The organism is Leuconostoc sp. JNUCC 76 (assembly GCF_053667755.1).
The window spans coordinates 1,353,609-1,377,523 of record NZ_CM132206.1; the positions used below are offsets into that span (position 1 = coordinate 1,353,609).

General features: G+C 37.1%; 27 protein-coding genes. 9 read left to right on the top strand and 18 right to left on the bottom strand.

Translation table 11 applies throughout. The features are described 5' to 3' along the window. Positions 1 to 127 precede the first annotated feature (127 nt). From JNUCC76_RS06845 to JNUCC76_RS06870, 6 genes are all read right to left on the bottom strand, one after another. Positions 128 to 421, bottom strand: a complete 294-nt coding sequence (locus JNUCC76_RS06845) for a PTS sugar transporter (protein WP_454153695.1) — start codon at positions 419 to 421, stop codon at positions 128 to 130. A 21-nt stretch (positions 422 to 442) separates the two neighbouring features. Next, entirely contained in the window at positions 443 to 1,285 is an 843-nt protein-coding gene (locus tag JNUCC76_RS06850) for a PTS system mannose/fructose/sorbose family transporter subunit IID (RefSeq protein ID WP_454153697.1), read from the bottom strand. Position 1,286: 1 nt separating this feature from the next. Further along, positions 1,287 to 2,150 (bottom strand): PTS mannose/fructose/sorbose/N-acetylgalactosamine transporter subunit IIC, encoded by an 864-nt coding sequence (locus JNUCC76_RS06855; protein WP_454153699.1) that lies wholly within the window; start codon positions 2,148 to 2,150, stop codon positions 1,287 to 1,289. Positions 2,151 to 2,175: 25 nt separating this feature from the next. Further along, positions 2,176 to 2,670 carry a PTS sugar transporter subunit IIB gene (locus JNUCC76_RS06860; protein ID WP_454153701.1) on the bottom strand — a complete coding sequence of 165 codons (495 nt, stop codon included), beginning with the start codon at positions 2,668 to 2,670 and terminating at the stop codon, positions 2,176 to 2,178. A gap of 15 nt (positions 2,671 to 2,685) precedes the next feature. Further along, positions 2,686 to 3,117 (bottom strand): PTS sugar transporter subunit IIA, encoded by a 432-nt coding sequence (locus JNUCC76_RS06865; RefSeq protein WP_454153703.1) that lies wholly within the window; start codon positions 3,115 to 3,117, stop codon positions 2,686 to 2,688. A gap of 184 nt (positions 3,118 to 3,301) precedes the next feature. Further along, complete coding sequence (locus JNUCC76_RS06870) at positions 3,302 to 3,877, bottom strand: TetR/AcrR family transcriptional regulator (RefSeq protein ID WP_454153705.1); 576 nt, start codon at positions 3,875 to 3,877, stop codon at positions 3,302 to 3,304. A 141-nt stretch (positions 3,878 to 4,018) separates the two neighbouring features. Between JNUCC76_RS06870 and JNUCC76_RS06875 the strand changes: the two genes are divergently transcribed. Beyond that, positions 4,019 to 5,155, top strand: coding sequence for an alpha/beta fold hydrolase (locus JNUCC76_RS06875; RefSeq protein WP_454153707.1), 1,137 nt, complete (start codon positions 4,019 to 4,021; stop codon positions 5,153 to 5,155). A 101-nt stretch (positions 5,156 to 5,256) separates the two neighbouring features. Further along, positions 5,257 to 5,400, top strand: coding sequence for a hypothetical protein (locus JNUCC76_RS06880; protein WP_011679995.1), 144 nt, complete (start codon positions 5,257 to 5,259; stop codon positions 5,398 to 5,400). 39 nt (positions 5,401 to 5,439) lie between these two features. Here JNUCC76_RS06880 and dprA read toward each other — a convergent pair whose 3' ends face one another. Further along, the gene (dprA, locus tag JNUCC76_RS06885) at positions 5,440 to 6,306 is read right to left on the bottom strand and encodes a DNA-processing protein DprA (RefSeq protein ID WP_454153709.1); all 867 of its coding nucleotides are present in this window, start codon (positions 6,304 to 6,306) and stop codon (positions 5,440 to 5,442) included. Positions 6,307 to 6,360: 54 nt separating this feature from the next. Further along, positions 6,361 to 8,238, bottom strand: coding sequence for an ABC-F family ATP-binding cassette domain-containing protein (locus JNUCC76_RS06890; protein WP_454153711.1), 1,878 nt, complete (start codon positions 8,236 to 8,238; stop codon positions 6,361 to 6,363). Between the two features lie 93 nt (positions 8,239 to 8,331). Between JNUCC76_RS06890 and JNUCC76_RS06895 the strand changes: the two genes are divergently transcribed. Next, complete coding sequence (locus JNUCC76_RS06895; RefSeq protein ID WP_454153713.1) at positions 8,332 to 9,270, top strand: dihydroorotate oxidase; 939 nt, start codon at positions 8,332 to 8,334, stop codon at positions 9,268 to 9,270. Between the two features lie 30 nt (positions 9,271 to 9,300). On the opposite strand, the gene JNUCC76_RS06900 is transcribed toward JNUCC76_RS06895, so the two are convergent. Further along, positions 9,301 to 10,557, bottom strand: coding sequence for an acetate/propionate family kinase (locus JNUCC76_RS06900; RefSeq protein WP_454153715.1), 1,257 nt, complete (start codon positions 10,555 to 10,557; stop codon positions 9,301 to 9,303). Between the two features lie 156 nt (positions 10,558 to 10,713). On the opposite strand from JNUCC76_RS06900, the gene JNUCC76_RS06905 reads away from it, so the two are divergent. Beyond that, on the top strand, positions 10,714 to 11,577 hold the full coding sequence (locus tag JNUCC76_RS06905) for an N-acetylmuramoyl-L-alanine amidase family protein (protein WP_454153717.1): 864 nt from the start codon (positions 10,714 to 10,716) through the stop codon (positions 11,575 to 11,577). Further along, positions 11,577 to 11,876, top strand: coding sequence for a hypothetical protein (locus JNUCC76_RS06910; protein ID WP_454153719.1), 300 nt, complete (start codon positions 11,577 to 11,579; stop codon positions 11,874 to 11,876). Before JNUCC76_RS06905 ends, JNUCC76_RS06910 begins: the two co-directional genes overlap by 1 nt. 78 nt (positions 11,877 to 11,954) lie before the next feature. On the opposite strand, the gene JNUCC76_RS06915 is transcribed toward JNUCC76_RS06910, so the two are convergent. From JNUCC76_RS06915 to JNUCC76_RS06930, 4 genes are all read right to left on the bottom strand, one after another. After that, on the bottom strand, positions 11,955 to 14,147 hold the full coding sequence (locus JNUCC76_RS06915; RefSeq protein WP_454153721.1) for a Tex family protein: 2,193 nt from the start codon (positions 14,145 to 14,147) through the stop codon (positions 11,955 to 11,957). 123 nt (positions 14,148 to 14,270) lie between these two features. Beyond that, entirely contained in the window at positions 14,271 to 14,702 is a 432-nt protein-coding gene (locus JNUCC76_RS06920) for a universal stress protein (RefSeq protein WP_010290893.1), read from the bottom strand. Between the two features lie 370 nt (positions 14,703 to 15,072). Further along, positions 15,073 to 15,549 (bottom strand): MscL family protein, encoded by a 477-nt coding sequence (locus JNUCC76_RS06925; protein WP_454153724.1) that lies wholly within the window; start codon positions 15,547 to 15,549, stop codon positions 15,073 to 15,075. Between the two features lie 92 nt (positions 15,550 to 15,641). Next, positions 15,642 to 15,929 (bottom strand): KxYKxGKxW signal peptide domain-containing protein, encoded by a 288-nt coding sequence (locus JNUCC76_RS06930; RefSeq protein WP_454153726.1) that lies wholly within the window; start codon positions 15,927 to 15,929, stop codon positions 15,642 to 15,644. Positions 15,930 to 16,267: 338 nt separating this feature from the next. On the opposite strand from JNUCC76_RS06930, the gene JNUCC76_RS06935 reads away from it, so the two are divergent. The 4 genes from JNUCC76_RS06935 (at position 16,268) to JNUCC76_RS06950 (ending at position 19,209) form a co-directional block, all read left to right on the top strand. Continuing rightward, on the top strand, positions 16,268 to 17,182 hold the full coding sequence (locus tag JNUCC76_RS06935) for a PLP-dependent cysteine synthase family protein (RefSeq protein WP_454153728.1): 915 nt from the start codon (positions 16,268 to 16,270) through the stop codon (positions 17,180 to 17,182). A gap of 10 nt (positions 17,183 to 17,192) precedes the next feature. Further along, positions 17,193 to 18,332, top strand: coding sequence for a trans-sulfuration enzyme family protein (locus tag JNUCC76_RS06940; protein WP_454153730.1), 1,140 nt, complete (start codon positions 17,193 to 17,195; stop codon positions 18,330 to 18,332). 13 nt (positions 18,333 to 18,345) lie between these two features. Next, positions 18,346 to 18,840: a serine O-acetyltransferase EpsC gene (gene epsC, locus JNUCC76_RS06945; RefSeq protein ID WP_454153731.1), complete on the top strand. Its 495-nt coding sequence runs from the start codon at positions 18,346 to 18,348 to the stop codon at positions 18,838 to 18,840. 168 nt (positions 18,841 to 19,008) lie between these two features. Then, on the top strand, positions 19,009 to 19,209 hold the full coding sequence (locus tag JNUCC76_RS06950) for a hypothetical protein (RefSeq protein WP_454153732.1): 201 nt from the start codon (positions 19,009 to 19,011) through the stop codon (positions 19,207 to 19,209). Between the two features lie 299 nt (positions 19,210 to 19,508). Here the strand turns inward: JNUCC76_RS06950 and JNUCC76_RS06955 are convergent, their stop codons facing one another. The 5 genes from JNUCC76_RS06955 to JNUCC76_RS06975 form a co-directional block, all read right to left on the bottom strand. Beyond that, positions 19,509 to 19,784 carry an HU family DNA-binding protein gene (locus JNUCC76_RS06955; RefSeq protein WP_002814789.1) on the bottom strand — a complete coding sequence of 92 codons (276 nt, stop codon included), beginning with the start codon at positions 19,782 to 19,784 and terminating at the stop codon, positions 19,509 to 19,511. A gap of 173 nt (positions 19,785 to 19,957) precedes the next feature. After that, positions 19,958 to 21,268: a ribosome biogenesis GTPase Der gene (gene der, locus JNUCC76_RS06960; RefSeq protein ID WP_454153733.1), complete on the bottom strand. Its 1,311-nt coding sequence runs from the start codon at positions 21,266 to 21,268 to the stop codon at positions 19,958 to 19,960. A gap of 74 nt (positions 21,269 to 21,342) precedes the next feature. Beyond that, positions 21,343 to 22,533 carry a 30S ribosomal protein S1 gene (rpsA, locus tag JNUCC76_RS06965; RefSeq protein ID WP_211636487.1) on the bottom strand — a complete coding sequence of 397 codons (1,191 nt, stop codon included), beginning with the start codon at positions 22,531 to 22,533 and terminating at the stop codon, positions 21,343 to 21,345. Between the two features lie 94 nt (positions 22,534 to 22,627). Beyond that, positions 22,628 to 23,305, bottom strand: coding sequence for a (d)CMP kinase (cmk, locus tag JNUCC76_RS06970; protein WP_454156547.1), 678 nt, complete (start codon positions 23,303 to 23,305; stop codon positions 22,628 to 22,630). Between the two features lie 14 nt (positions 23,306 to 23,319). Continuing rightward, a complete protein-coding gene (locus JNUCC76_RS06975) occupies positions 23,320 to 23,874 on the bottom strand; it encodes a peptidoglycan-binding protein LysM (protein WP_454153734.1) in 555 nt (184 codons plus the stop codon). Between the last annotated feature and the right edge of the window lie 41 nt (positions 23,875 to 23,915).

Genomic DNA, 23,915 nt, shown 5'->3' on the forward strand with positions numbered 1-23,915 from the left:
TTTGACGCTTATTTTGGTCAAAAAAAAAGCATCCTACTATAAGAGTAGAAATACTATCATATCAATCATTAAAACGTTATTTTAAAGTAATATTCTATTTCATAATAGAATGTACAACTAAAAAGGTTTATTCAGCTTTGATTAGTTCATCATATCGTTCAACAATCACATTAACATTTTGTTGTCCTCTATAAATGGCATAACCAATGATGAAAACAATTAAAATATTGATTGTGACTAAAACCAAACCTGTACCAAATAACCAAACACTTCGATGGACAAAGAAATAAGTAAGAAGAATGCTTAGACCAACAATCATTGAGAAAAAGGATTGCCAATGTTGAAGATTTTTAATCATTTCCTGTTGATAAGAAATTTCATTTTGATATCCCTTGTTCAAATTTTGTATGCTCTTCGCCATAATAAATACCTTCTCTATTCCTTAATAACTCAGTCCAGGATTGAAGAATCCAACTAACACACCAATCAAGGCAACAACCACCAAAATGAGCATAACCCTAATAGGTGAAATGTTTTTCTTAGCCATTAACCACCAACAAAATACAATAAACAAAGCGGTCAATAACCCTGGATACACCGAGTCCAATTTGTCTTGCAAAACTAAGTACGCTTTTCCAGACGAGTTAGTTAATTTAAAAGACGTTTTTACGGTCACCCAAGTGGCAGCGACACCACCGACAACCATACCGCCGACAGTTGCAATCGCTTTACGAATTGCTTTCCCTTGAGCGCCAACTAAAATTCCTACCGCCTTATCTCCTAATTCATAACCTTTAAAGTACGCAAAACGCATACCAAAGTATCCAAGTAAATTCCAGACAATAATATAAAATATTGCACCAAGCGGTGATCCACCGTCGGACATCCCCAAAGCAATTCCAAGAATAACTGGGATCAATGTACCGACAACTAGTGAGTCACCAATTCCTGCAATTGGGCCCATTAGACCGGCTCGTAGACCATTGATTGTTGTATCATCAACATTGCCATGATTGGCTCTTGCCTCTTCCAAACTAGCCGTAACACCGACTATAACAGTACCTAACTGTGGCTCTGTATTGAAAAAAGCCGTGTAGGTTTTCATTGCCTTTTCTTGATTTTCCTTGTTGTCATACAATTCTTCCACAATAGGTAACATTGAAGTCAAATAACCAAATGTCTGCATGTGTTCTTGAGAGAAAGCTGTAAGATGACCATAAAACCAGTAATGAAACGACTTGTTTAAAGTCTTACGAGAAATTTTCTTTTTTTCTAAGTTATCCATTTTAAATATCCTCGTCTTCCTCATCATCGGTGGTCACATCAGTATTTGCTCCCGGAGATGCAACTTGTCGATTGGTGCTGATTGCCATGTCTAACTTGTATGAGATCATGGCAAAAATTAATGAAACAACTGTCACTGAGACCAAGTTCAAACCTAGAGAAGCAGCAAATGTAAAGCCTACGAAAAACGGAATGAAATCAAGTGGACTATCTACTATTTGCTTCAACAAAATTGCGATACCTACACAGGGGAGTAAGGCACCAACTGTGAACAAGGTTTTCATTGGAATACCATCCATTGGTAATGCTGTCTTTAATGCAGTAACAGCACTAGACCCAAAATGTGTCATGAATAGCGTTGGAATAAAAGAGAAGAAAAAGTGTGAGATCCATGGAAGTCCCCAATCCACAACATACAATTTCTTAAATTGCCCTTTTTCAACAGCTCGCCATCCAATGTGTTGCCAGACCAAGTTCATAGTTGCGGTTCCGTAGAACAACACCGTTCCAACAGTTCCAACCAATGTACCCATTGATTTAGCTAAATCAGCAGCATTTCCTGATGTTGCTACTAATCCTTGAGCATGAATAGCAACCATTGCTAATGGTATACCGATGTAAGAGACCGCTCGAAGATCCGCCGAAACAGTTCCTCCAGGAGTAACCAATGCGATATAGACTAACTGCATCGCGACACCAGCAGCAATGCCTGTTTTAAGATCTCCCAAAACCAATCCACAGACTAAGCCACCCACTAACGGACGCCCCAGTGTGTAATTTCCAATTGTGGATCCTGCCATACCTGGCATGGAAGACAAACTTGCAAAAATACCTAAAATACTTGCTTGCATCCAACTAATTGTCATATCTCTAACCTCTTTTTATGTTAGACTACAGATTAAATTTTCCTCTAAAGGCATCCCAATAACCAATTGATACATCTGGCAACAATTGAAACTTAACTTGGTACCCTTTCGCTTGAATATCATCAAATGATCTAGCTTCATCAAATGTAATTGACTGATTATTTCCTAATTTCACTGCATCGGGCCGATCGTTAGCTGGACCAACAATCACCGTTTTCACATCATCAGGATTGAACCCAAAATCAACCAAAATTTTTTTCATATCCTGTGGCGTTTTCGTAATTAGAAAATATTGTCGATCGGAATCCAAAACTTGTTGTGCTTTTTCTTGGAAGTGGTCTAGTGTCCAAACAAACGTTTTCTTTTCTGAGGCACTTTTGAATGCATCCTTTAGAATAGGATTTGTGGCTGCTGCATCATTAACTGCTATCAAGCCATCACAAGGATATTCTTTAGCCCAGCGGGTCACAGTCTGTCCGTGAATAATTCTATCATCAATACGTACAAATGAAATACTCATAATTACTTCGTCCTTTCAAATCTCCTCATCGTCCTCTGGATCATCATTGAGCTCAAATTGTTTCAACGCAGAGGCGCCTTCACGCAATACACTGCTAATTAGGTCGTCTTTACTGGCACTGTCTTTCAAGATAGCAGCATTCAGTGCCATTGGAAAATTCATCCCGCCAAGAACAATTGTACTTTCTAATCTATTTTCTTGATTCAACACGTTTACAACGGTAGTCAGTGGACTACCGCCGATGATGTCCCCCAGAATAAGCAATTCTGAATTTTGTTCAAGTGTTGATAATAAAGATTTGAAACGATTTTCAAAATGATCTGTATCTTCACCTGATTGGAGACCTATTGCTTTCACAGTTTTAATACCATCACCAACAAACAATCCCAGAGCGTCCTTGAGCCCCTCCGAGAACTGGCCGTGGCTAACCAAAATAAGATAGTTCATTCTTTTCTCCTATCTTTCATAAACGGAATGTTGTTTCATTTGTTACTATGAAACCCCTTTGTCAGGTTATTATGTAAGCGCTTGCATAACCTAAATCTTATTCTACTCTTACTATCGATAAAATACAATAATAAATAACAATATTATATGAAGTTTCTCATAACTAAAAAATCATAGCTCTTTGCTATGATTCGTCATGAATTTCCTTTAAAGATGTAGACATCTCAAGTATTTTTTTTCTGATGTTTTCCACAAATAACAGTGTTTCATCATCAATGCCATTTTCAAATGTCCAGTTAAGCGTGTCAAAAACAATACTAGCGCCAAATTTTGCAATCAATTCATTATACTTCAAAGAAGATTTTTCACTGAGATACTTCAGCCAATGCTGATACAATGTATCCTCAAATTTTTGTTTTAAATTAAATTCCGGTTCATTGATTGTAAATAAAGCTTGAATAATCTGTTTGTTGTTGACTAATTCATTGTAGAAATGTGTAATCGTTTCTTCAAATTGCCCAGAAATCAACCCTTCAACCCTTTTATCTACAATTTTTTCAAAGACTGAAAACTGTGTTTCGACAAGCTGATTTAAAAGATCATATTTATCTAAATAATGCAGATAAAATGTTGATCGGCTCGTCATAGCTTGCTTGCAAATTTCTTCCACGGTTATTGATTTGAAATTTTGTTCATTCAGTAAGGTGACAAAGGCCATCTCAATGTTTTTTTTCGTCTTTATTTTTCTAATATCCGCCATACAAATAATCCTTTTCTGTCCATAACTAGACAGGTCAAATCATATCGTCCATTTATGGACATTATTAACATCAACTGATAATTGTTTGACCTTATTTTATTAATTATAATGAGTTTAACAAATAAAGAAAGAGGTACTAATATGTTTTATGAATATATCAAAAATAACCCACAATGGAATTTGCAAATAAATCGTCAACTTGAAGGAATCAAAGAAAGTTCAAAAGTGAAAGATGATTTAAAAATAATCATACCTAAATTAACCAATGATACTGCTTGGTACGAAACTTGGTTCTCGTTCGGCGAATTACGCGAAAAAGAAGAAAAATATGCTCTCGCTTGCGCTTATTTTGGACTTGCCCAGTTTTACTTAAACCAAGATGACGAAAATAAGCAGACAGTTGTTCATCGATACTTAAATAATTTTTACCGTGCACATACGGAAATTGATTATGAAAGTTATCAAGTACCCTATCAAAAAACATTTTTGCCTGCCATAAAGGTCAATATAAATCCTACAGCCACTAAAACTTTGATTATCATCAACGGTTTTGATAGCTTTATGGAGGAAATATTAGTTGCAGTCAATTTCTTTAAGGGAACCGATTATAATGTGATTTTATTTGACGGTCCAGGTCAAGGACGAGCCTTAATTGATAATAACATCAAGTTCACACCATATTTTGAAGATCCTGTCAGTGCAATCATTGATTATTTTAATTTAGACGAAGTTGATGCGATGGGTGTTTCATGGGGCGGTTATTTCGTTATTCGTGCTGCTGCCTACGAAAAGCGAATCAAGAACGTTGTTTGTTATGATTTCTTTTATGACGGATTAAATACTTTTTTGAAAGATTTTTCAAAAGACACACGAGATCATATTCGTCAATTACTACAAAATAACGATGTTGAAAAAACAAATCAATTAATTCCTACTTTAATTAATTCTGATGCCAACTTAAATTTTCTCTTTACAAAAGGTTATGAAAATACTGGTACTGACACCCCTTACTCACTGCTAAAAGAAATTGAAAAGCATACAGTGAAAGGAATCGGACATTTAGTGAATCAAAATGTATTATTACTCGCCGGAAAGGAAGATCAATATGTACCTTTTAATGACTTGGTACTAGAACAACAAGAATTAACAAACGCAAAATCACTTGAAACTAAAATTTTCACTAAAGAAACTGGTGGTGAACAGCATTGTCAAGCTGGAAGGTATGATTTAGCTTTAGTCGCCATTCAAAAATTTTTAGCCGCACACAGTGAGGGGTAAAATATACTGGTTTGATCGATACTTTTGGTTGTTTTAACCAATTCATTTTTTGGAAATCTGAACCTATGGTATAATGAGAACTTCAAAAGGAGTTTAAAAACATGGGACGATATCAAATTGACTTTAAACAGAAACAGGCTAATGCTAAGTACAAGTCTAGTCAACAAACGCAAGCCACTAAAGCCGAAAAAGTCGCTGCTATTAAGTCAGCCTTACTTTCACAAGCAAAGAAACAAGATAAGTAATTGTCTTGTTTTTTATTTGTTCGGAAACAACTAAATTGATCAGCTAAAGGTTTGCACGCTTTCAATGATTTCTTCTGAACAACTAATTAATTTTGCACCTAATTGTAATAACTCATTAGTGCCCTGAGAATTTTCGGAGAAAATAGACCCTGGTACAGACAACACTTCTCTGTTATTTTGCAGCGCATAATTAGCAGTTATTAAACTTCCAGACTTTATTTTGGCTTCAATGACCAATGTAGCCGATGATAGACCCGCTATGATACGGTTTCTTGCTGGAAAATGAGGCTTTTGTGGCCCAACATCGTGTGCATATTCACTTAAGACAATGCCATGTTGTGCAACTTGTTGTTGTAATACTTTATTCTTTGCAGGATAAGCAACGTTCAAGCCCGTCCCTATAACTGCTATAGGCACACCCTGATTGGCGAATGTAACTTGGTGCGCCATTACATCGATACCTTTAGCTAGTCCTGAAACAATGGCTGTCCCTTTATTTATTACGTTTGGCAATAGTAATCGTAAACACTCTAATCCATAGGGCGTTGCAGTTCTTGTGCCCACTACCGCTAAATTAGGTAATTTCAGTGCGTTTAAATTGCCTTCATAAAAAAGAATTAATGGCGGGTCAAATATTTCTTTGAGTTGTATCGGATAACAGTCATCAAAATAAGTAAAATAATTTTCCTGACTTGTTACTGCCTTCTGACAAGCTACTGCATATGTAGCTTTTATTTTAGCAATATGTTGCGGTAATGGTTTGACTACTGCTAGTAAAGTTTCAATATTCCAAGGATAATTCTCCGATATCAAATGATTATCAATTACTTCAATCACTCGTTTTTCTCCAGCATGACCAATGCCTGAAGTTAAATGTAAACCTAATAAAAACTGTTTTAAAATCATATTATTTTCCTCTTGAAATAATACGAAACCCAAAAATAAAAAGCTTATGATTTATCACAAGCCCTCCACAATTTCACTCAAATATTCCCAGCGATTCATTTTTTCTTCCAAGGCCTCATTTAGCGAATCTAACTCTTTTTGTAAATCGCCTAACAAGACATAATTTGTACCATTTTGAGCCATCTCTTCAGGAATTTCAGAGATTCTTTGTTCAATTGAAGCTATATCATCTTCAATTGTTTGCCACTCTTTTTTTTCATTGTATGTTAACTTCTTTTTTTGCGGTTTTTTATCAGTAACTACTTTTTCTTCTTTTTGTGCTGGTGCTGATTTCGCTAAGTTCATCGCCAGATAGTCGCTGAACAGGCCATCAAAGCGTTTGACAACACCATCTCCTTCAAACATGTATAGTTGATTAGCAACTTTATCCAAAAAATAACGATCATGGGAAACAGTAATTACGGCCCCAGCAAAACCAGACAGGAAATCTTCTAGAACAGTTAATGTTCCAATATCAAGATCATTCGTCGGCTCATCAAGCAAAAGCACATTAGGTTGTTGTAGTAGCAGTTTCAATAAATACAGTCGCCTTTTTTCACCACCAGACAACTGCCGAATTAATGTCCCATGCATAAATGGTGGAAATAGAAATTGCTCTAATAAGTCCGAGACACTAATTTGATTCCCATCTTTGTCCTTTACAGTAGTTGCAACGTCTGACAAATAAGCAATCACACGCTTATCATCTGGGATCTCTTCAGTAACCTGTGTATAATAAGCCATCTTTACAGTTTCACCTAATTCAATGATTCCGCTAGTTAATGGCACTCTCCCAGCTATTGCATTCAAAAAAGTAGATTTTCCCGCGCCATTGGCACCTGTAATACCTATACGATCACCTGAGGAAACTCGTAAATTGAAATTTTCAAATATTTTTTTATTGTCAAATTGAATAGTTGCATCTTCAATAACAATTACTTTTTTTCCTAAACGTTGCTGTCCAAGATTAACAGCAACATCTTCATCGAGCTGTAGTGTGCCCATGTTAGCTTCTAGCTCAGCAAAAGCATTCTCTCTCCCTTTTTGTTTAGTTGTTCGGGCACGAGCGGATTTACGCATCCATGCTAGCTCTTGTTTGTATAGCTGCTGTTGCTTGTGTTCAGCGACCTTTCCCTGCTCGATACGCTGGGACTTTCCACTCATATAATCTTGGTAATTACCTTGATATTCATACAAATCGCCAAATGATAATTCGAATATTCTTGTTGTGACAGCATCCAAAAAATAACGATCATGAGTAACAACTAAAACTGCCCCCTTATAGGCAGCTAAATACTTTTCTAACCAAGAAATAGAATCAAAATCTAAATGATTAGTAGGTTCATCCAATATCAATAAATCTGGCTCTTGAATTAAAACTTGGGCTAATCCAACTCTTTTTCGTTGTCCCCCTGAAAGTTCGCTCACTTTTTTATGCAACTCTGGCATATGTAGCTGTGTTAGAATTGTTTTTACCTGAGATTCCGTTGTCCAGGCATCATCTCGGTCCATGGTATCTTGTGCTTTTTCAAAATTTTGGGCAACTTTTTCATCTGTTGGTTGCTCTCCGAATTTCCGCAACGCATATTCATACTGTCGTATCGTCTGGAATACTGGTTGATCGCCAGACAAGATTGCATCCATCAATAAGGAATGGTCATCCAAATACGGGTCTTGCGCCAGATATCCGATTGTATAGTCATTTTGCTTCGTGATTGTTCCAGCATCAGCTGGCTTTTTGCCAGAAATGGCATTCAGAAGAGAGGTTTTACCACTGCCGTTTACACCAATTAACCCAATTCGATCACCTTCCGTAATCAAAAATGAAATATTATTGAAAAGAACCTTTTCGCCATATGTGCTTTTTAAATTGTCTACTCTAAATTGTTTCATAATACTATTATAACCATTATTGGGGGTTTATATCTCAATAAGTTTTAGATATAATAAGATAACCATTTTAAGGTAACAGAAAGGATTATTTTCATGAATTTAACTGCTAACATCGCTGGTTTTAACTTCGACCATATTTTACTCAACGCTGCAGGTGTCGTGTGCCAGACTAGCGACGAATTAGATAGTGTTCTAGCATCTGACTATACGGGATCAGTTGTGACGAAATCAGCAACTCCAAGCCTTCGCCCAGGTAACGTCTCACCTCGATATCATGAATTGACCAATAGCTTAGGCACGATTAATTCAATGGGTTTACCAAATGAAGGCTTTGACTATTACATGAATTATGTTACCCAAAAACAAACAAACAAGCCGATCTTTTTCTCAGTTGCTGGTTTATCAAAACAAGATAACTTAGATATGTTGCACAAGATAGAAGAATCAGAATTCAATGGGCTTGTTGAATTGAATCTATCTTGTCCTAATGTACCTGGTAAGCCTCAAACAGCTTATGATTTTGAAACAACTGAAGAAATTTTAACTGAAGTATTTTCATTTTTCACCAAGCCTCTTGGCGTTAAGTTACCACCCTACTTTGATATTGTGCATTTTGACAATATTGCAAACATTTTAAATAAATTTCCATTAGCCTTTGTCAATGCTATCAACTCAATTGGTAATGGCCTTGTGATTGATGAAGAAACTGACACAGTTGTTATTAAACCGAAAGGCGGTTTTGGTGGTGTCGGTGGTCCCATTGTCAAAGCAACAGCGCTAGCTAATGTTAGAGCATTACGTCAGCGGTTAAACTCAAGTATTAAAATGATTGGTACTGGTGGTGTTACTTCTGGACGTGATGTTTATGAACACGTTTTGTGTGGCGCTGACTTAGTTGAAGTTGGTTCACAATTAGCAATCGAAGGAATATCTGTTTTTGAACGTTTGGAAAAAGAGTTAACAGCTATTTTAACAGAAAAAGGCTATAATTCTCTTGATGAAGTTCGTGGGCAGTTGAAAATAATTGAGTAAATAAAAAAAGTTGGCGTAAGCCAACTTTTTTTATTTTGTGTTTTTTAATGTTACCACATCACGTGCAATCATTAATTCCTCATTTGTCGGAATCAATAACCCAGTTACTTTAGAATCGGACGTTGTAATAATTGTTTCTTTACCACGAACATTGTTTGCTTCTTCATCTAAATCAACCCCAGCAAATGCCAATGATTTCAATACTTTAGCACGTGTTACTGCATCGTTTTCACCGATACCTGCTGTAAAAATAATAGCATCCACACGACCTAGTTCAGCAAAATACTGCCCTGCATAACGAATCACACGATCGTAGAACATGTCCAATGCCAATTGGGCATGAGTATTGGTTTCCTGAACATTTTCCAAATCACGCATGTCACTTGAAATAGTTGAAATACCTAATAGACCAGACTTTTTATTTAAGACATTAAGCATTTCTTCATTTGAAAGGCCTTCACGTTCTTGAATATAATAAATTAATGATGGATCCACATCCCCAGAACGAGTCGCCATTGTCAAGCCAGCAAGCGGTGTGAATCCCATTGACGTATCGTATGACTTACCATTTTTAATTGCCGTTACTGATGCTCCAGCACCTAAATGAAATGAAATTGCATTGAACTCATCTAATGGTATTCCTAGTTTATCTGCTGCTCGTTCAGTTACATAGCGGTGTGAAGTTCCATGCGCACCATATTTACGAGCACCGTAGCGTGCGTAGTATTCATATGGCAAGCTATATAGATAATTTTTTTCAGGCATTGTTTGATGAAATGATGTATCAAACACTGCAACAGAAGTTGCATGTGGCAACAGTTTTTGGAATGCCCGAATTCCCATTGCATTAGCTGGGTTATGCAATGGTGCGTAATCAGATAAGCGATCTATCTTAGATAACACCTCATCATCAACAATAACTGAATGATTGAACCACTCACCACCAGCGACAACGCGGTGGCCGACACCTGTTATTTCTTGAAAATCTTTAATAATTCCTAAATCTGATAACTTTTTTAACATCAGATCAATCGCTTCATGATGATCTTTAATTGGTAATTCAGCTTCGTATTTCTGATCACCACTTTTAGTTAATGAAATTGTACCATTTTCAGTACCAACCAAACGAACAGGCTCAACATCTGCACCATACTTAATTGTAATGATTGCATCGTCCATACCAATTCGTTCGATTACCCCTTGTGTAATAACTGTTTCCTCGGGCATTTCTAACAATTGAAACTTAAGTGAAGAACTTCCGGCGTTTACTGCCATTATTTTTGACATCTGCGTCTACTCTTTTAATCCTTTTCTTTTCTAAAACTATATTATACAGTAAATTTAAGATAATAACGATCATATATTCAAAATTAAGTAAGCGTTTTCAAAAATAAAAATATGGTAAACTACTATATATAAATAGAAAATGTACGCAAGGATATTATGGTTAAAAAATGGCTTTTAAGTAATTTGATTGGCATCATCATTACTGTCAGTATATTAATTACAGTGGTAGGATTAATTATTTCACTCGTTTCAAAAGAAGAGATTATTACCCATCCCAACAATGTTCAGTTTCGAAATGGCCCTGGGCGACAATACAAATCATTAGCTTCACTAAAAAATGGTACTCGATTAATTGTGATAGACAAGAAACACGGCTGGTGGCAAGTTCGCCGTTCTGACAATGAAAAAGTCGGTTGGGTGGCCAGTTGGGTGGCAAATTCAACCATCTTAAAAACAGCAAAACCGATTAGTGAGGCCACTATTGTTTTAGACCCTGGTCACGGCGGTTCCGATACCGGCGCCCTATCGTCAAACGGCAAGTACAAAGAAAAAACATATACTTTGCGCACTGCAAGACATGTTAGGGCGGCCTTAAAATCGACTGGTGCTCGTGTCATCATGACAAGAGACAGTGATAAAATTGTGCCACTTTTGGAAATACCCATTCCTGGCGAAAAAAATAAAGCCGATGCACAGATATCCTTTCACTTTGATTCTTCAGCAGAAGGTACCAAAGCAACTGGTATTTCGCAATATTATTATCACAAAAATTCTAAAACACTAGCAGAAGTAGTTAGCTCCTCATTAAATAATATGCCGTTGAATAACCGTGGTGTTGATACAGCCGCTTATATAGCAATAAAAAATACTAGTCAACCTGCAATTTTACTTGAAAATGGCTTCATCAATAACAATGCTGACTTGAAATATATTCGTAAAAGCAGCTATCAAAAGAAAATTGCCAAAAACTTAACTACGGCCCTAACGACTTACTTTAAACAAAATACGGAGATGAAATAATGTCACTATTTAAAAAAGCAAAATCACAAATTGAAGAAAATGCAGCTAATCAAGCCACAGAAACCGTTGAAACTCGTTTAGATGGTATGATTGTCCAACCATTTGCTTATAAAAAACTACTTATTATTTACCGTATCGAACAATATCCTAGTACTAGTAATCACATTGAAAACAAAATATTATCATTTGATCGCAAGGAACCCTTGTCCGAAAATCGTTATAACGAAATTATCACTCGCTTGAAAAACGATGAAAGTGATCGTATCGCCATTGTTAATATTTTACCTCTAGTTGATTAATGAAAATAAAAATTGATTAATGAAAACAAAAAACCTTACCTGCTAAGCGGTAAGGTTTTTTATTACAACCAACGTCTGTTATTGTGGCGTCAACATGGTTAATCCAATGCGATTTCTTTTTTCATCAACATCAACAATCCAGACCTCAACAATATCACCAACAGATACAATTTCAGATGGATGTTTAATACGACGTGTACTCATTCTAGAAATATGCACAAGTCCATCGTGTTTGACGCCCAGATCCACAAATGCACCAAAATCCACAACATTGCGAACGGTACCTTGTAGTTTCATACCTGCCTTCAAATCTTCAATGTGCATAACATCAGATTTTAGCAATGCCCCCACCATTTCTGAACGACCATCTCGTCCCGGTTTTTGTAGGCTCATTACCATATCATGCAACGTTTGTATACCAACATCTAATTGCTCAGCTGTGTGCTCATTATCTAATCGGTTCAATACCGCATTAGCTTCATCTGTTGCTAAGTTTACTGGGTTGATGTTTGCTAATGACAATAACCTTTTAGCAGCGGCATAACTTTCTGGATGAATATCCGTGTTATCTAATATATTCTTACCATCCACAATACGTAAAAATCCAGCAGCCTGCTCATACGCTTTAGGTCCTAAACGTGGTACTTTCTTGATTTGTGTACGCGATGTAAATTCACCAAAGTCGTTTCGATAATTAACGATATTTTGAGCCAAATTCTTATTCAGGCCAGCAATGTGAGCTAATAACGCAGGTGAGGCTGTATTTAAATTAACCCCAACTTGGTTAACTGCTGTCTCGACAACATTGTCTACTTGTTCATCTAGTGTTTTTGCATTCAGATCATGTTGATATTGGCCAACACCAACGGATTTTGGATCGATCTTGATTAATTCAGCTAACGGATCCTGAATCCTGCGCCCAATAGAAATCGCACTACGCTCTTCCACATGCAAATCGGGAAATTCTTCCCGCGCCTGTTCGGAAGCAGAATATACGGAAGCGCCCGCTTCGTTGACAATAGTATACTTTACACCGGCTGGCAAATTTTCCGCAACAAACTCTTCAGATTCACGAGACGCTGTGCCATTCCCAATTGCTACCAACTCTACCTTGTAATCTGATACCAACTGTTTGAAGATGTTGATTGCTTCGGCCCGTTTCTGCACATTAGCTGGTTTATGCGGATAGATAACCTGCTTAGCTAAAAACTTGCCATTGCTGTCAATAATTGCTAATTTTGATCCTGTACGAAATCCTGGATCAAACCCCATCACAATTTTATTCTTTAGAGGTGCTTGCATCAAAAGATGATAAAGATTGTCGCCAAATACCCTGATGGCTTGCTCTTGTGCTTGGATTGTTAATTCTTGTCTAATTTCTCTTTCGACTGCTGGACGAATAAAACGTTTATATGCATCTTCAATGGCATGGTGTAATATCTCATATCCCTGGCCTGTCGGATTTTGTCCATTCAACTCCTTCGTTTGAATAAAGTGCATCATACGCGCCTCAGAAAAATCAATTTTCACAGATAATATGCCCTCTTTCTCACCTCTATTTACTGCTAAAATACGAAATTTATTGTTGAGAAGTGATTTAATTGTTTCAGTGAAATCGTAATATTGCTCATAAATTTTTTGCTCATCTTTTTCAGCCATACCACGCTTTAAACTAGAAACCAACAACCCATCTACAGCCATTCTCAAGCGTAACCACTGGCGATAATTGGCCTTTTCGCCGATTTGTTCAGCCAAAATTTCATGCACTCCTGCACGCACATCGACCATCGTTGGTAAAGCTTCATTAACGTAATTTGGAAAAATTTCATCAATATTACTATTAATATGCGTCATTAACCAGTCGGCAAGTGGTTGCAAACCATTTTCTCGTGCAACCATCGCCTTGGTTCGCCGTTTTTGTTTATATGGTAAATATATATCTTCCAGTTCCTGAAGCGTTTGAACGTCTTGAATACTCTTTTGCAAAGCATCAGTCAATTTTTCTTGTTCAAAAATGGATTTTAAAACTGTATTTTTTCGTTCTGCTAACTCTTTTGACCTTTTTGCAATGGATTGGATATCACGAATCTGTACTTCATCCAGTTCACCCGTCATTTCTTTTCGATATCTGGCGATGAAAGGTACTGTTGATCCTTCATTAAGCAAGGTTAGTGTAGCATTAATTTGCTTTTTGGTAATATTTGTTATTTTAGCCGCAACACTTTGCGCGATAACATCTTGCGTTGGCTCATGTTGTATTAATTCTGTCATGTTTAGTGTGTTTCCTCCACAAGAACCATTATACTAGATTATTGCTGGAATATATTTAGAATAATAAACAAGACTGCACAAAAAAAACACTACTAAAAAGTAGCGTAATCATCTTTATCAAATCTATTGCACTAACAGAACACTGGTTTCAGCATGTTCTGAAACATATCGAGCCGTTGAACCCATGAACACACGCATGACAATATTAGTACCGGTTTTTCCCATTACGATTAAATCAGGACTGAGTTGTTCTGGAACCTGATCAGCCAAAACAAATCGCGCATCACCCTGTAGGACATGTGTATCAACTGCAATTTCAGCGTCTTTGACAACAGCCGCTGCCTCATCAAGTTTTGCTGATGCTGTATTAGTCATTCTCTGCACCAGAGAATCATAAAAAGATTGGTCAGAGTCGTAATAAGTGATGGTTGGATACTGAATTACATTAACGATATCTATTTTAGCATCAAACTTCTTTGCCAGTTCAACGCTAAAATCGACTGCTCTTTGAGCTGCTTCACTACCGTCTATCGCAACAACAATTCTACTAATCATAAGTGCTTCCTTTCTGATATAATCATGCATGCTACACTACTCAAATAAATTATTTGTTAGCATACCATCGTTTTGATTAACAAAAACAACTTTTTTGACGAAAACTGCCTAAGATTCTCACTTTGGGAAACGTCATCATCATCTTGCTCAAACTAGTCCTGTAACATCATGCGCGTGGCAATACTTGTAAATTGATAACATAAACTACAAGCAAGTTGTTTTGGGGGTCAGTCAACTTTCACTCATATTAAACATCTACAGTCCTAACCGTCTTTAGAAACTAAACTAACCTATAATTTCAGTATAACCCTTATTGATTTCTTTTGCAAGCGCTTACAGATGGGCCAAAAAGCATTTTTCTTGATATAAATCAATCCTTTTTGTCTTCAGTTTGATTCAATAATTTTTCTTGCAGATTGACTGATTTCTTGAGTAGCTCATTAGTTTCATGCTGTATCTTAATTAACTTTTTCGTTTCTTCAAGTTGTGCGTTATAACCCAAAGTCTCTGAAGCCTCTTTGACCAAAAACTTATTGACCAATTTAACAAAGAAAAAAACACATGCAGCAATAGTACATAACGTTAGAAAGTTTTCAAAAACAGTGCGCAAAGGATCTAAAACTAAGTTACTTTTGGCCGAGTGAGCTTTTGAGAATAAAAGTAAAGACAGATAATAGAACAAATTAGAGGCAAAACTAATCACACTTTTGATTAAATCAGTCAAACTGCCACCGACGATGACACCAATAGATAATTGAATAATGGCTGGAGAAGTTATAAACTTTCTAAATTCATTAACCTGTTCGGTAGCAATATTATCGGTTATTGGTAGTTTTATTTTTTGCATATTCTCATCCTTGTAGTCTGCCATTATTATGATGACAAAACAATGTTTAATAATTACTTGTTTATTATTCCATGTTGCACTAAATTTTTCAACTAACGGTTTTTTTCATCATTTTCATTTGTTGCTTCTGGTGCCACAACTGTATTGGAAAAGTTTGCGCCTTTTTCGTTAACAGTGTCTTCTGCAACTACTGTTGATGTTGTGTCTGTCGTATAAACAGAAGCTGTCGATGTGGTGTCCGCGCTAGCAGTAATTTGACCAAAACCAAAAATACCAAGTGCGGATAGGCCAGCAAATAGCCATATTTTACCAGACTTATACATTTTATAGCGTTTTGAAATAACAGCATGTACAGCATTGTGACAATCCTTAATTAGCATACGTTTATCATATATATTAGAAATTAAGAAGATTAATTTGAAATTCTATCAGCATTAAAATCTCTTCCAACATTATTTGACAATATATTTCATCTATAGTATATTTAACTCAATTCATAATTAGGAGTTCATTATGGTGTTACCTTTCGCTACATTTAATTCAACATGCTGCAGTACAACGCGTTTTCGATGTTGTACTGTTTAGTGAGCATGAATTTTTAGGTATATCATAACTTAAGATTTTCTTCTTACACAGTTAAACCATCAAAACGCGGGAATTCAATTGAATTTGCGCGTTTTTTGTTTGTTTTTTACTAAAAATTATACAAGGATACATTATGCTAATCAAAAACATATATCAATTAGTTGGCCAAACACCGCTAATTGAACTGCAAATACCTGTTCCAAACCAAAGTCGTATTTTTGCAAAACTGGAGATGTTCAATCCTGGTGGTAGCATTAAAGACCGTTTAGGACAATTCTTAATATCAGATGCTTGGCAGCAAAATTTAATTAATCAAAATTCAACGATTATTGAGCCGACTGCCGGAAATACTGGTATTGGCTTGGCATTAGCTGCACAACAACATAAATTGCCAACCATTCTTGTTGTACCTGAGAAATTCAGCGCTGAAAAACAGCAACTCATGAAAGCATTGGGCGCAACAATCATCAACACACCTTCTAATGAAGGCATTAAAGGTGCCATTTCCAAAGCAAAATCAATAGCTGCCGAAATTGAAAACAGCTACTTACCAATGCAATTTGCTAATCCTGCTAATCCTGAAACATATTACCAAACAATAGCACCAGAAATCGTTACAGATTTGAAAAACGAAAAAATTGATGCTTTTGTTGCCGGTGCCGGTAGTGGTGGAACTTTTGCTGGAATTGCCAAATACCTTAGTGAATATGATGCAACTATAAAAAATATTGTTGTAGAACCCGAAGGATCTATTTTAAATGGTGGCCCAGCGCATGCTCACCGCACAGAAGGTATTGGTGTTGAATTTGTGCCACCATTCTTCGAATCAATTCACATTGACAAAACATTAACTATTAGTGATGACAATGCCTTTCAGCAAGTTCGATATGCTGCCAAGAACCTAGGACTTTTTATTGGTAGTTCAAGTGGCGCAGCCTTAGCTGCTAGCCTACAGATGGCAGAAACATTACCGCCACAAAGTAATATTGTAACGATATTTCCAGACAGCAGCGAGCGTTACATGAGCACAAATATTTATGGAAACTGAGGAAAGAAAAATGAAATTTGATACACAACTTATTCATGGTGGCATTAGTATTGACCAATCAACTGGAGCCGTATCTGTCCCAATTCATATGGCTTCAACCTTTAAGCAAACTAAAATTGGCGAGGCAAAATATGAGTATTCAAGATCTGGCAACCCAACTCGTGAAGCCGTAGAAAGCTTAATTGCAGACTTAGAAAATGGTACTGCTGGCTTTGCTTTTGCATCAGGATCTGCTGCGATAAGCACTATTTTTTCACTATTTTCATCTGGGGATCACATTATTGTTGGAAATGATGTTTATGGTGGTACATTTAGGCTAATTGACAATGTCCTAAAAAGAACAGGTCAAACATTTACAATTGTCGATACCCGTGATTTATCTGCTATTCAGGAAGCTATTCAAGATAATACTGTCGCCATTTACCTTGAAACACCAACTAATCCTCTATTGCGCATTAGTGATATCAAAGCAATTTCCGAACTTGCTCATCGTCATAATTTATTAAGTATTGTTGACAACACATTTGCTTCTCCATATGTACAAAATCCAATTGACTTAGGTGTGGATATTGTTGTTCACAGTGCTTCAAAGTATTTAGGTGGTCATAGCGACCTTATTGCCGGCTTAGTTGTTACCAAAGGCGAGGAACTCAGTGAGAAAATTAAGTTCTTACAAAATGCAATTGGTGCAATTTTAGCCCCTCAGGAAAGCTGGCTCCTACAACGAGGTATGAAAACGCTTGGATTAAGAATGCGTGCTCACCAGTCAAATGCTCAAACAATATTTGACTACCTTAAAACACAAGATAAAGTTGGTAAAATATATTTTCCCGGTGATCCTGATAATCCTGACCACGCTTTAGCCAAACAACAGATGAATGGCTTTGGTGCCATGATTTCATTTGAGCTAAAAGCTGGGCTGAATCCAGAACAATTCATTAGTAACTTAAAAATCATTACCTTAGCAGAGAGTTTAGGTGCACTTGAAAGCCTAATTGAAATTCCAGCTAAAATGACTCACGGCGCCATTCCTCATAATATCCGAATTTCTCACGGTATTCAAGACGAACTAATCCGTCTCTCTGTGGGTGTTGAAGATATTAAAGATTTAATTGAAGATCTAGAACAAAGTTTTAATCAATTGAAATAATAGTGGAGAAAAAATGTTTTTTACTGCTAAATCAATTCTAAAGCGCGATCCGGCCGCAAAAAGCATTGTGCTGGTGATTTTAACTTACCCCGGTTTACATGCACTGTGGTTTCACCGCATTGCTCATTGGCTTCATATTCATCACCGTTATTTGCTTGCCGCTATCGTTGCTCGTTGGTCAGCCAAACGAACTGATATATTTATTGCACCCGGTGCACAAATTGGTCATGGCGTGTTTATTGATCACGGCGTGGGTGTTGTTATTGGTGAAACTGCAATCATTGATGATGGTGTAACCATACTACATGGTGTCACTCTGGGTGCTCGTCATACGGTGACAAAACGTAGGCACCCTCATATCGAGAGCAACAGTTTCATTGGTGCTCATGCGCAAATATTGGGCAATATTACTATTGGTGCCAATAGTAAAGTTGGTGCTAATGCTGTGGTTTTAAAAGATGTTCCCGCCTATTCTACTGCTGTGGGTAATCCTGCACGCCTAGTCTAGTCGCTTTTTATCGAGATCAATTAATTCGGTACCAATGCGTCATTTTTTTAATGATTACTTTGATAATTGTGAGGATTAAACCGTATATTTTTGTTTAAGCGTTTGTAAAGTGGTATTCTTAAGTTACTAGCTCATTTAGAGTTAAGTAAAATTTATAAGGGGGTTCATATGGCTTTCAATAAACAAGTTGCCAATATGATAAAGGAAAAAGTTGAAAAGGGCGAAACAGGATTCTGTTTATCGCAATTCAATCAAATTGATGTTGCTAATACTGCGAATGCACTCGCAGAAGAATTAAACCTCGTTCACACAGATATTTATCCTGAGGTAAACGCTGTTATTAGTGTTCGATCGCATAAATCTCTTTAAATACTACAGTAGTAATACTTATACTCAATCTAATGAATTCCATAATAACATGGAATTCATTTTTAAATTGATTGACCGTTTTGCCTATCCTCTCCTATCCTCTTTTCATTCGTCTTCTCAATGCTTTGATTTAGTCATGATTTTAGATTGTATCTAGCCACTTACCTAATAATTATCGGAAAAATAACCTTTCAATCTCGAATCCAATCTCAATTTTTAAAATACCATGCTAAAAAGAAAAAGAACAAGCCCATGTTGAGCCTGCTCTTAATTTATTTGGATCATATTATGGCTATTAATTACTTAACGGCATCCTTCAAAGCTTTACCTGGCTTAAATGCAGGTACCTTTGAGGCAGCAATTTGAATTTCTTCACCCGTTTGTGGGTTACGGCCCTTACGAGCAGCACGATCACGAACTTCAAAGTTACCAAAGCCGATCAATTGAACCTTTTCACCGTTCTTCAATGCTTCTTCGATTGATGCAAAAACTGCGTCAACTGATGCAGTAGCATCCTTCTTTGTCAAACCTGTTGCCTTAGCAACTGAATCTACTAATTCTTGCTTGTTAGCCATTTTCTTGTCTCCTAATAAGAGTTTTTTTAACGCATGAAGCGTTCCGTGAAATCTGTCGAAACATTATTTCATGTAACTAGAATAACATAAGAATCGCCAAATGTGTAGTGTTATCAAGGGTTTTCGGGATTTCGTAACATTTGTGTTACATTAAAAACATATTTTTGCAACGTTTACTTTCGTGCGCGAACAATGAGTTTGATTGGCGTACCAGTAAAGTCAAATGATTCTCGAATTTTATTTTCTAAGAATCGTTCATATGAAAAATGCATAAGTTCGACATCATTAACAAATATGACAAATGTTGGTGGTTGCGTTGCGACTTGTGTCGCATAATATACACGTAAACGACGACCATTATCCGAAGGTGTTGGATTTATTGCAATAGCATCCATAATGACATCATTTAATGTTGAAGATGTTATACGCTTACGATGATTATCATCAACATCTTTAACCATTTGTGGTAATCTATCTAAACGTTGCCCTGTCTTAGCAGAAACAAATACAATCGGAGCATAGTCTAAGAATTTAAATTCATCACGAATTAGATTCTCAAAATCAGACATTGTTCGATCATTCTTTTCAATCGCATCCCATTTATTGACAACAATGATCATTGCTCGCCCAGCTTCATGAGCAAACCCAGCCACGTGTTTATCTTGTTCTCTAATTCCTGCTTCCGCATCAATAACCATCAAAATAACGTTGCTATCGTCAATAGCTTTCATAGCACGCATCACGGAATACTTTTCAGTATTCTCATAGATTTTCCCGCGCTTTCGCATACCGGCTGTATCAACCATCACAAATTCGTCACCCTTTTCAGTCACAAATCGTGTATCAATAGCATCACGAGTAGTCCCCTCAATATCAGAAACAATCACACGTTTTTCACCAAGCATGGCGTTCACAATTGATGATTTACCGACATTTGGACGGCCAATTATACTAAAACGAATCGCATCGTCTTCTTGTTCAGCAGCTTCATCAGGAAAATGCTTTACGATTTCATCAAGTAAATCACCTAATCCCAAACCGTGTGATCCTGAAACTGGGAATGGATCCCCAAGACCTAGTGCATAAAAATCATAGACATCATGACGCATTTCAGGATTATCTACTTTGTTGACAGCCAGAACAACAGGCTTATCAGATTTATATAGCATGCGTGCAACCACTTCATCAGCCTCAGTTAATCCTTCTCGGCCGGAAACAACCATCACAATAACATCAGCTTCATTAATTGCTAATTCTACCTGTCCACGTATTTCCGCTAAAAACGGTGCATCGCCGATTTCGATACCACCGGTATCAATCATTCGAAATTCATAATTTAACCATTCAGCTGGTGCATACAAGCGATCTCGCGTGACACCGGGCATGTCTTCAACGATCGCAATTCTTTCTCCCGCCATACGGTTGAAAATAGTTGATTTACCAACATTTGGTCGACCGACAATTGCTACTATTGGTGCTGACATTTTGGCACCTCCTTTGTATAAATAAATTTATCATAAAAAAAGAACTGGCGAACCAGTTCTTTTCAATAGAATTCTTAGAACTTACCATCAAAGAGGTCGCCCAATGTTGCAGCTGAATCATCTTGTTGCTTATAAGCAGCAATATCTGCACGTGATGCTGAGCTATCCTTTGAATTTCCACGATCTTCACGTTCTGGCTTTTCTTCCAGTGCCTTCATTGACAATGAAATGCGTTCTTCGGTAGGCTTAACATCCAAAACTTGAACTTGAACTTTGTCGCCTGACTTCAAAACTTCTGAAGGGTTTTCGATACGCTTGTGTGAAATTTGTGACACGTGAACTAACCCTTCGATACCAGGGAAAATTTCAACGAAAGCGCCGAAGTCTTTTACACGCTTAACAGTTCCTTCAAGAACTGTTCCGGCAGGAGCTTCTTCAGCAACCTTATCCCAAGGTCCAGGTTGTGTAGCCTTGATTGACAATGAAATACGTCCCTTTTCAGCATCCAAGGCTAAAATTTTAACGTTAACTGTTTCACCCTTTGTCAAAACATCAGCAGGATTCTTAACACGATCATGAGAAATTTCTGAAACGTGTACCAAACCATCAACGCCACCCAAGTCAACGAATGCGCCGAAGTCAGTCAAACGTGCAACTTTACCTTCAACAACTTCACCAACTGATAGCTTTTCAAATGCTTCTGCTAATTGTGCTGCGCGTTCTTGTGCTGCAACTGCCTTACGTGACAAGATTAAACGTGCCTTTGCAGCATCAATTTCAATAACTTGTGCTTTAATATCTTTATTCTTAAACTGGTTCAAATCTGACACGAAACGATCAGCAACCATTGATGCGGGTACAAAGCCACGAACACCATTAACATCGACAACTAAACCACCACGTACGGCATTGATAACCTTAGCATCAACTGTGTCACCTTCACCAAATGACAAGTTTTCCCATGCCTTACGTGCTTCTAAACGCTTCTTTGACAACAAGTAAGATACGCCTTCCTTGTCGCTTGTTACATTAGAGATGACAACAGCTTCAACACTGTCACCAACCTTCAATTCGTCTGCCAGATTAATGTTACGATCGTCTGAGTACTCACGCGCTGGCACAACTCCTTCTTCACCGGTATGCAAACCAATAACTGCTTGGTTATCGTTATCAACGGCTAATACTTCGCCTGTAACGACATCTCCTACCTTAATTTGATCTGCACTCTCGAGAGCTGCTAAAAGCTCGTTGTTTGTTTCACTCATGACGTCAAACGTCCTCCTACAATTTACACTATGAATATAGTGTACCAAATATTTTAGTTCTTGTATAGTAAAAAACACGGTTTAACCGTGTAAATTAGAAACTAATTTTATTTTCAATAATATTGGCTATTTTAGCCACAACATCGTCAATACTTTGGCCTGTTGTATCCACTAAAATTGCGTCCTTCGCTTGTGTTAGTGGACTAATTTGACGATGGGAATCCTTGTAATCTCGCGCTTCAATTTCACGCTTCAATGTTTCGAGATCAGTAGTCATTCCTTTAGCAACATTTTCTTTATAACGTCGTTGAGCACGTTCATCAACACTTGCTACAAGAAAAATTTTGACATCTGCTTCTGGTAACACAGTTGTACCGATATCGCGGCCATCCATAATCACACTGTTACTATTAGCTATTTCACGTTGGCGATTGACTAAATTAGAACGTACATCCGCAAAAGAAGCCACTACAGATACATTGTTAGTCACTTCAGTGGAACGAATTTCGTCCGTGACATCGACATCATTCAAAAATACACGTTGAACTGGTGTACTAGGTTCAAAGCGTATTTCCGTTTGTGACAATAAGTTTTTTATTTTTTCTTCATCATTATAAGCAATGCCGTTCTTTTTTGCAGCTAAAGTTATTGTTCTGTACATTGCACCTGTGTCAACATACACATAATTTAGATTTGTTGCTAAGATTTTGGCAATTGTAGACTTACCGGCAGAAGCTGGGCCATCAATGGCAACTTGAAAATTCGTCATAATAATAAAAAGTCCTCTTACTGAATGTTTAATGCAGTGCCAGCATACTGTGTGTAATTGTCAACTGTTAACCCTGGATTTAATGCAATAACTTGGCTAGTTGTCATCCCATGCGTAACCGCAAAATTATACAGCGTTTGACTAGTACCCAAAACTGCAGTGGTGGTTGTGGAACTACTTGATGATGAACTTGATTCAGCCGGCTCAGTAGAAGATGAACTAGCATATTCCTCACTTGAAGCAGCTTCACTGCTACTTACTGATTCTTCTTCAGAAGAACTTGATACACTTGACTCGGATGATGATTCAGAAGATTCAGATGATGTAGATTTAGTGGTTGATGAACGTTTTGCACTTGAAGAAACAGCCGTTTGTGGCTTGGATGATTTTTGATTAGCAATCATGCCATACACAGGCACAAAAGATATAATTGCAAGCGCTAATACAACAAACAGAACACGAAACCCTTTATTCGGAAATTTTGAATCTGACTTTCGGGAAAATTTTGGTTCAAGTTTATCTTTTTTGGGACGCTTTGAGCGGCTCATGTTGTTTAGGTCAAAATCGTTCATAGAAACGACCTCCATTTTATTGGTTCACATAAAATTTTACC